General features: G+C 71.1%; 8 protein-coding genes. 5 read left to right on the forward strand and 3 right to left on the reverse strand.

The features are described 5' to 3' along the window. Both ACGFMK_RS48345 and ACGFMK_RS48350 read right to left on the reverse strand, forming a co-directional pair. On the reverse strand, positions 1–337 hold a 337-nt coding region (locus ACGFMK_RS48345; protein WP_392778642.1), incomplete at its 3' end, for an aspartate/glutamate racemase family protein. Further along, complete coding sequence (locus ACGFMK_RS48350) at positions 334–1,755, reverse strand: NCS1 family nucleobase:cation symporter-1 (protein WP_392778645.1); 1,422 nt, start codon at positions 1,753–1,755, stop codon at positions 334–336. The genes ACGFMK_RS48345 and ACGFMK_RS48350, both read right to left, overlap by 4 nt. Before the next feature lie 192 nt (positions 1,756–1,947). Between ACGFMK_RS48350 and ACGFMK_RS48355 the strand changes: the two genes are divergently transcribed. Then, positions 1,948–2,655 carry a GntR family transcriptional regulator gene (locus tag ACGFMK_RS48355; protein WP_392778661.1) on the forward strand — a complete coding sequence of 236 codons (708 nt, stop codon included), beginning with the start codon at positions 1,948–1,950 and terminating at the stop codon, positions 2,653–2,655. Here the strand turns inward: ACGFMK_RS48355 and ACGFMK_RS48360 are convergent. Next, the gene (locus ACGFMK_RS48360; RefSeq protein ID WP_392778648.1) at positions 2,625–3,239 is read right to left on the reverse strand and encodes a DJ-1/PfpI family protein; all 615 of its coding nucleotides are present in this window, start codon (positions 3,237–3,239) and stop codon (positions 2,625–2,627) included. The two genes, ACGFMK_RS48355 and ACGFMK_RS48360, sit on opposite strands and share 31 nt — an antisense overlap. A 62-nt stretch (positions 3,240–3,301) precedes the next feature. Between ACGFMK_RS48360 and ACGFMK_RS48365 the strand changes: the two genes are divergently transcribed. From ACGFMK_RS48365 to ACGFMK_RS48380, 4 genes are all read left to right on the forward strand, one after another. Further along, the gene (locus ACGFMK_RS48365) at positions 3,302–4,633 is read left to right on the forward strand and encodes a PLP-dependent aminotransferase family protein (RefSeq protein WP_392778651.1); all 1,332 of its coding nucleotides are present in this window, start codon (positions 3,302–3,304) and stop codon (positions 4,631–4,633) included. Positions 4,634–4,847: 214 nt separating this feature from the next. After that, a complete protein-coding gene (locus ACGFMK_RS48370) occupies positions 4,848–6,008 on the forward strand; it encodes an acyltransferase (protein WP_392778654.1) in 1,161 nt (386 codons plus the stop codon). Between the two features lie 139 nt (positions 6,009–6,147). After that, the gene (locus tag ACGFMK_RS48375) at positions 6,148–7,848 is read left to right on the forward strand and encodes a CTP synthase (protein WP_392778656.1); all 1,701 of its coding nucleotides are present in this window, start codon (positions 6,148–6,150) and stop codon (positions 7,846–7,848) included. Next, positions 7,845–8,474 carry an NUDIX domain-containing protein gene (locus ACGFMK_RS48380; RefSeq protein WP_392778658.1) on the forward strand — a complete coding sequence of 210 codons (630 nt, stop codon included), beginning with the start codon at positions 7,845–7,847 and terminating at the stop codon, positions 8,472–8,474. The genes ACGFMK_RS48375 and ACGFMK_RS48380 overlap by 4 nt, the downstream gene beginning before the upstream one ends. The last annotated feature ends 63 nt before the right edge of the window (positions 8,475–8,537 follow it).

Here is an 8,537-nt window from a genome sequence, read left to right on the forward strand (position 1 = left end):
CGCGGCCGGCGGGCCCGCCCCGCGGCCGGGCGGGGGGCGGGGCGGCCGGGGTGTGGCCGCCCCCGGGCCCCCCCGCCCGCGCGGGGGGGGGGGGGGCCCCGGCCCCCCCCCCCCCCCCCCCCACGACCGCGTCGAACGGTTCTTCCAGGCCCCGCAACAGGTCGAGCACGGCGGCGGCCGAGAGGAAGCTGTCCAGCCAGCCCTCGGCCGACTCCGGGCCCCACTTCGGGGTCCTGGCCAGGATTTCGGTGCCGGGGCTCGCCGCGGCGCGGGCGCCGGCCTCGATCTCCTTCGTCATCCCCTCGGTGGTGTTGCAGTTGGTGACGACGATCCTCATCGCTGGTTCCGCGAGACCGCGAAGTACAGCAGCGCGGACGACGCCGTGCCGATGAACCACGAGTACGGCGCGGCCGGGGCGAAGAACGGCACGAGCGCGATCACCGCGGCCAGCGCGGCGGTCGGGAAGAACGTCACCAGCGCGCGGGGGTTCACCCGCGGGTAGACCCCGCCGTCGACGAACAGCTGCGCGACGTCGACCTTGCCGCGCCGGATCAGGTAGTAGTCGACGATCATGATCCCGAACAGCGGCCCAAGGAACGCGCCGAGCCCGCCGAGGAAGTAGTTGACCACCGCCGGCGAGGAGTACAGCTTCCACGGCAGCACGCACAGCGCGGCGACCGCGCTGATCATCCCGCCGATGGTGAAGGTGATCCGCTTCGGCCAGATGTTGGCCAGGTCGTAGGCGGGGGAGACGAAGTTCGCGACGATGTTGACACCCATGGTCGCGACGGCGAAGGTCAGCGCGCCGACGATGAGCACCGGCGTGTTGTGCACCTTGGACAGCAGTTCGGCCGGGTCGGTGATGGCCTCGCCGAACACCTGCATGCTGCCCGCGGTGACGACGACCGACAGCAGCGCGAACGCCGTCGAGTTGATCGGCAGGCCCCAGAAGTTGCCGCGCCGCACGGTCTTCTGGTCCGGCGCGTTGCGGGAGAAGTCGCAGAAGTTGAGCATCAGCGTGCCGTAGGTGGCCAGGATCAGCCCCGCCGCGCCGAACCACTGCCGGATCTGCTCGCCGGTGGACAGCTGCTTCGGGCTGCTGGTGAACGAGATGTTCCAGTGGGCGGCGGCGAGGATCCACACCGCGAGCGCGATCATCACGACCCAGATCGCCGGGCCGCACCAGTCCTGGAACTTGCGGATCGACTCCATGCCGCGGGTCAGGATCAGCGCCTGGGCCGCCCACAAGGCGATGAAACAGATCCAGCCGAGCGCGTGCAGGCCGAGGAAACCGTGTTCGGTCAACGGTTTCAGGCCGGGGTCGATGGCGAGCACGAGCAGCGTGATGGCCACGCTCGCGAGGTAGGTCTGGATGCCGTACCAGAAGATCGCGATGACCGCGCGGATCAGCGCGGGCAGGTTGGCGCCGAAGGTGCCGAAGCTCAGCCGCGCGACGACCGGGAACGGCACGCCGGTGCGCTGCCCGATCCGGCCCATCAGGTTCATGCCGACGTAGATGATGACGAAGCCGAAGAGCAGGGCGGTGAACACCTGCCATGCCGACAGGCCGAGCACGAACAGCCCGGCCGCGAAGGTGTAGTTGCCCAGGTTGTGCACGTCGGACATCCACAGCGCGAAGATGTCGTAGACCTTCCACCGGCGTTCCTGCACGGGGGCGAGGTCTTCGTTCCACAGCCGGGGATCCGGCGGGGCTGGCGTCTCTTGTCCGGTTTCGGTGAGCGGGGCGGCGGTCATTCGTGCCTCCGGTCGACGGATTCTTTCGGGGGTCCGGGTGGCGGAGCCCCCGGCCGGGGCGGAGCCCCGATTGTCACAGTGCGGGGACGGAGATTTGGGATACCAAAATTTGGCATCCCAAATATCACCCCGGCGTCCGCGTCCGTCAACCCTCCGGCGGATAAACTCGCGTTACGTCCGGTTACGGGCGTGTTGAGCGAGAGGGGACCCGTGACGTCGGCGAGCGAGCGGCAACCCCTCGCGGCCACCCGCCAGCGGGTGCGCGACGAGCTGCGCGAACGGATCCTGACCGGCCGCCTCCTCCCGGGGGACAGGCTGGTCGAGCGCGAGCTGGCCGAGGACCTCGGGGTGTCCAGGGTGCCGGTGCGCGAGGCCATCCGCAGCCTGGAGGCCGAAGGGTTCCTCGTCGAGCAGTCGGCGCGCCGGATCGTCGTCCGGCAGCTCGCGCGGGTCGACGTCGAGGAGCTGTTCGACGTCCGCGAGGCCCTGGAGGGGCTCGCCGCGGGGCGTGCCGCCCGGCGGGCGGGCGCGCCGGAGCTGAAGCGGCTCGAGCGGATGCTCGCCGACGCCGCCCGCGCGACGGCCCGGGGCGACGCGGCCAAGATCACCGTGCTCAACTCGCGTTTCCACGACGAGATCGTGGCCCTCGCGGGCAACACGCTGCTCACCACGATGCTGCAGCCGCTGCAGGGCAGGCTGCGCTGGCTGACCAGCCAGAACGAGCACTTCACCGAGCTGCTCGACGAGCACCGCCGGCTCTTCGACGCGATCGCGTCGGGGGACGCGGACCGCGCGCACGCCGAAGCCGTCGAGCACGTGCGGGTCAACCGCGAGGTGACCTTGAAGTCCCTCTTCGGCGACGAGCGAGATCAAGAAGAGGCGACCGCCGGTTCGAGGTAGGGCGTGACGTTGCGCAGGGCACGCGCGACGTAGTCGTCCTTCTCGCCGACGGGCGCGACGTAGTGCATGGCGTGCTCGGCCGCGTCGAGGCCCTGGAGCCGGGCGATGACCCAGGTGGCCAGGTAGGTCGAGGCGAGGCAGCCGCCGGCCGTGGCCAGGTCGCTGCGGGCGAAGAACGGCTGGTTCAGCACCTCGACGCCGGCGGCGAGCACCCACGGCTTGGTCGTCAGGTCGGTGCAGGCCGGCACGCCGTCCAGCAGCCCGAGCTTCGCCAGCACGAGCGTGCCGGAACACTGAGCGGCCAGCAGCTGCCGGGCGGGGTCGAGCCGCGCCAGCGTGCTCATGATCGCCGGGTCCTCGACGACCTCGCGGGTCTTCGAGCCACTGCCGACGATGACGGCGTCGGCCGTGCAGGCCTCTTCCAGGCCGATCATGGCGTCGATCGTGACGCCGTTCATCGACGTCACCCGCGGGGCCGGGCTCGCGATCGACACCCGCATGCCGGGCACCCGGTTGAGGACGCCCAGCGCGATGAGCGAGTCGAGTTCGTTGTAGCCGTCGAAGGTGAGGATCGCGGTGTGCATTTCGGCAGGTTAAGGCGGCTGATCCAGGACAGTCCACAAATTGTCCTGCCTACAATCGCGGCGTGCGGGTGCCGAAGTACAAGGTGATCGTGGACGCGTTCGCGGCGAAGATCCGTGGCGGGCAGTGGCCGGTCGGCACGCGGCTGCCCACCCACCGGCGGCTCGCGGCCGACGAGGGCATCGCCGTCGTGACGGCGTCGCGGGTCTACACCGAACTCGAAGCGATGGGTCTGGTCAGCTGCGAGCAGGGGCGGGGCACGTTCGTCCGCGATCTGGCGGCCGGTGACGACGTCGATGAGCGGGCGGTCGCGGCCGACGCGGTCGACCTCAGCTTCAACTCACCCTCGGTCCCCGGCCAGGCCGCCCTGCTCCGCGAGGCGCTGCGGGACCTGGCCACGTCCGGGGACCTCGACGCGCTGCTGCGCTACCAGCCGCACCGCGGGCGCGCCGACGACCGGGAGGCCGTCGCCCGGTACCTGCGCCGGCGGGGGCTCGACACCGGCCGTGACCGGGTGCTGATCGTCAACGGCGCGCAGCACGGCCTCGCCGTGACGGCCATGGCCCTGTTCCGGCCGGGGGACGTCGTCGCCGTGGACGCCCTCACCTACCCCGGGTTCCGGGTGCTCGCCCGCACCCTCGGGCTGGAGCTTGCCCCGCTGCCGGTGACCGGAGCGGGGCCGGACCTCGACGCGCTCGACCGGCTGTGCCGCGGGCGCCGGGTCCGCGCGGTCTACACGATGCCGACCCTGCACAACCCGCTCGGCTGGGTGCTCGGCGACGACCAGCGCACGCGGCTGGTCTCGCTCGCCCGCCGCCACGGCCTGACGATCGTCGAGGACGCCTCGTACGCCTATCTCGCCGAGGACGCGCCGCCGCCGCTGGCGATGCTCGCGCCGGAGGTCACCGTGCACGTCTCGGGCCTGTCGAAGAGCGTCGCGACCGGCCTGCGGATCGGGTTCGTGACCGCGCCCGTGCCGCTCGTCCCGGCGCTCGAACGCACCATCCGGGCCACGACGTGGAACACCCCGGCCCTGACCGCGGCGATCGCCCGCCGGTGGCTCGACGACGGCACCGTCGACCGGCTCGAGGCGCGCAAGCGCGAAGACGCCCGGGCGCGGCAAGCCGTCGCCTCAGAGGTGCTGGCCGCGCTGGCCGGCGTCGGGCACCCGGCGTCGTACTTCCGGTGGCTGCCGCTGGGCGCGGACACGCGCCCGGACCGGATCGCGGCCGCACTGGCCCGGCGGCGGGTCGCGGTGGCCACCGCCGAGCCGTTCGCGACGACGCCGGCGGTGCCCCGCGCCCTGCGGCTGGCGCTGGGTTCGGTCGGGCTGGGCGAACTACGCACCGCGCTGGAAGCGGTCCGCGAGGAGGTCGAGGCGGACGCGCGTCGCTGAACCGGCCTAGTGTGAGCGTCACATTGAGTGCCCGGAAGCTCACCCGTTAACATGATCGCCGGCTCCCCGCTCCCTGAATGGACGTGGCATATCCGACACCGCGGGGGAGCTGGTCCAACAGGCGGTTCCCAGTGGCTTCATGGGAAATTCACAGAATGGGCGGCAAACCTGAGACCGTGATCAACGCCGAAACCGGTGCCGTGAAGGTGGCACGATGACGACCGCCCAGGCCACGCTCGAGGCCCCCGCCCGCGTCCCGAGACCGGGCGGCAAAGCGCCCTACCTCCACCAGATCGACCTGTTCCGGTTGATCACCTTCGCCTGCGTGATCCTGATCCACGTGGTCGGCGCGACGAACTTCGCGCAGGACGTCGGTGCGAACGCCGTCGAGACGCCGCTGCACTTCACGCGTGAGGCGTTCTTCGCGCTGACCGGGTTCGTGCTGGTGTTCCAGAACCGCGGCCGCGAGCTCACCGCGAGCACCTTCTGGCGCCGCCGGCTGCCGCTGGTCGCGACGCCCTACCTCGCGTGGACGATGTTCTTCTGGGCGTATTCGCTGGTCACCGGCGGGCAGCAGCCCGGCTCGCTCGAGGCGTCGATGCGCCTGCTGCTGACCGACCTCGTCACCGGCGGTGCCTGGTACCACCTGTACTTCCTGCTCGTGACGATGCAGGTCTACCTGCTCTTCCCGCTGCTGATGAAGCTCCTGCGGGCCACTGCGGGCAAGCACAAGTGGCTGCTGCTGGGCAGCGGGCTGCTGCAGGTCGGCGTGGTCGCGTTCATGACCTACCAGCCGCTGGGCGTCAGCTACGAAACGATCACGCACCTGTACGCCACGATCCTGCCCTACCAGTTCTACACACTGTTCGGCGCGCTGGTGGCCATGCACTTCGAGACCGTGCACGCCTGGGTGGGCCGGCACCGGCTGCTGCTCGGCGGCGCGCTGGTGGCGGTGCTGGCCGGCACCGAGTGGTACTACCTCCGCACCGTCCACAGTGGAACGTTCCCGCAGGTGGCCAGCGACCCGTTCCAGCCCTACCTGATCCCGTGGTTCCTCACGGTCATCGCGGCGATCTACGCGTTCACCACGTGGTGGGCCGCGCGCCGCACCGAGGGCGGCCGCGGCGCGCGCCTGGTCTCCTGGGCGGCGAACCGGTCGTTCAGCATCTTCCTGGTCCACCCCCTCGCGCTGGCCCTGCTCGGCCCGGTGATCCCGCACGTGGCGGACCGCCTCGGCGCGCCGTGGCTCAGCGTGGTCATCTACTTCGCCACGATCGCGCTGACGATCGTCTTCGTCGAGGTACTGCGACGGCTGCCGGGCAGCCGCGCGCTCACCGGCCGTCCGCGCTTGAGGTTGGCGAAGGCCGCCGCCTGAGGCGTGGTCAGGGGCACTGTGTTTTGCGGGGTCGAACCCCGCGCCCCGCCGGTGGGCTCCGCCCCCACGGACCCCCCGAAAGCGGCTTAGGGCATGTCACAGCGAGCGGATCCGCGAGCTTCGGATATGCTGGCGGCCCGTGGGACTTCAGTCGCGGGCTACCAAGTACGTATTTGTCACCGGAGGCGTCGCCTCCTCTCTGGGTAAGGGACTCACGGCCTCGAGCCTGGGCCAACTCCTTACCGCGCGCGGGCTTCGCGTCACGATGCAGAAGCTCGATCCGTACCTCAACGTCGACCCCGGGACGATGAACCCGTTCCAGCACGGTGAGGTGTTCGTCACCGACGACGGCGCCGAGACCGACCTCGACATCGGGCACTACGAGCGCTTCCTCGACCGCGACCTCGACGGCAAGGCCAACGTCACGACCGGTCAGGTCTACTCCGAGGTGATCGCCAAGGAGCGCCGCGGCGAGTACCTCGGCGACACGGTGCAGGTCATCCCGCACATCACCGACGAGATCAAGTCCCGGATCACCGCCGCCGCCGAGCCCGACGAGGCCGGCCAGACGCCGGACGTCGTCATCACCGAGGTCGGCGGCACGGTCGGCGACATCGAGTCGCTGCCGTTCCTGGAGGCGTGCCGCCAGGTCCGCCACGACGTCGGCCGGGACCACTGCTTCTTCCTGCACGTCTCGCTGGTGCCGTACCTGGCGCCGTCGGGCGAGCTCAAGACGAAGCCGACCCAGCACTCGGTGGCCGCGTTGCGCAACATCGGCATCCAGCCCGACGCGCTGGTCTGCCGGGCCGACCGGGAGATCCCCGAGGACCTCAAGCGCAAGATCGGCCTGATGTGCGACGTCGACACCGAGGCCGTCATCGCCTGCCCGGACGCGCGGTCGATCTACGACATCCCGAAGGTGCTGCACAGCGAGGCGCTCGACGCCTACGTGGTGCGCCGCCTCGGCCTGCCGTTCCGCGACGTCGACTGGACGGTGTGGGGCGACCTGCTCGACCGGGTGCACAACCCGAGCGAGACGGTGAAGATCGCGGTCGTCGGCAAGTACATCGACCTGCCGGACGCCTACCTCTCGGTCACCGAGGCGCTGCGTGCGGGCGGGTTCGCCCACCGGGCCAAGGTCGAGATCGTCTGGGTCGCCTCCGACGACGCGCAGACCGCGTCCGGCGCGGCCTCCGTACTGTCCGATGTGGACGGTGTGCTGATCCCGGGCGGGTTCGGCATCCGCGGCATCGAGGGCAAGGTCGGCGCGATCGAGTACGCCCGCACCCGCGGCGTGCCGCTGCTCGGCCTGTGCCTCGGCCTGCAGTGCATGGTCATCGAGGCCGCGCGGAACCTGGCGGGCATCGAGGACGCCGGCTCGTCGGAGTTCGACGAGAACACCAAGCACCCGGTGATCTCGACGATGGCCGACCAGCGCGACGTCGTCGCGGGCGAGCGGGACATGGGCGGCACGATGCGGCTGGGCGCGTACCCGGCGAAGCTCAAGCCGGGTTCGCAGGTCGCGAAGGCGTACGGCACCACCGAGGTGTCCGAGCGGCACCGGCACCGCTACGAGGTGAACAACGCCTACCGCAAGCAGCTCACCGACGCGGGCCTGGTGTTCTCCGGCACCTCGCCGGACGACCGCCTGGTCGAGTTCGTCGAGCTGCCCGCCGAGAAGCACCCGTTCTTCGTCGGCACGCAGGCGCACCCCGAGCTGAAGAGCCGCCCGACCCGGCCGCACCCGCTGTTCAGCGCGTTCGTCAAGGCCGTGGTGGACCGCAAGGTCGCCGAGCGGCTGCCGGTCGAGCTGCCCGAAGCCCCCGTGGCGGCCCGGTGACCGCGCCGGGCGAGCACGAGTTCACCGTCGCGTCCAGCCGCGACGTCCACATCGGACGGGTCGTCGGCCTGCGCATCGACGACGTCGTGATGCCGGGCGGGAACACCGCCGTCCGCGAGGTGATCGAGCACCTGGGCGCGGTCGCGATCGTCACGCTCGACGAGGAGCAGCGGATCACGCTCATCCACCAGTACCGGCACCCGATGGGGCACCGGCTGTGGGAGCTGCCCGCCGGCCTGATCGACCACCTCGGCGAGGACCCGGTCGGCGCGGCGAAGCGCGAGCTCGTCGAGGAGGTCGGGCTCACCGCGCGGGACTGGGTGACCCTGGTCGACGTCGCGGCGTCACCCGGCTTCACCGACGAGGTGGTGCGGGTGTTCCTCGCCCGCGGACTGTCCGAAGTGGAGCGTGACGTGCTCGGCGAGGAGGAGGCCGACCTGGTCGTCCGCAAGTTCCCGCTGGCCGAGGCGGTCCGGATGGCCCTGTCGGGCGAGCTGGTGAACGGCGCCGCGGTGTCCGGTGTGCTGGCCGCGCACGCGGTCGTCGGCTGCGTGGCCGAGCCCCGCCCGGCCGACGCCCCGTGGCCCGACCGCCCGACGGCGTTCGCCAAGCGCCGCGAAGGCTGAGTGATCCGAAGTCCGTGAATGTCGCATTGAGGGGGCCGGGGTGCCGCCATGGGACATTTACGG

This window comes from Amycolatopsis sp. NPDC049252, from assembly GCF_043197175.1.
GTDB lineage: Bacteria > Actinomycetota > Actinomycetes > Mycobacteriales > Pseudonocardiaceae > Amycolatopsis.

Coding starts and splice junctions, on each gene's coding strand:
- ACGFMK_RS48360 (WP_392778648.1), bottom strand. CDS start 3,239: ATGCACACCGCGATCCTCACCTTCGACGGCTACAACGAACTCGACTCG.
- ACGFMK_RS48350 (WP_392778645.1), bottom strand. CDS start 1,755: ATGACCGCCGCCCCGCTCACCGAAACCGGACAAGAGACGCCAGCCCCG.
- ACGFMK_RS48370 (WP_392778654.1), top strand. CDS start 4,848: ATGACGACCGCCCAGGCCACGCTCGAGGCCCCCGCCCGCGTCCCGAGA.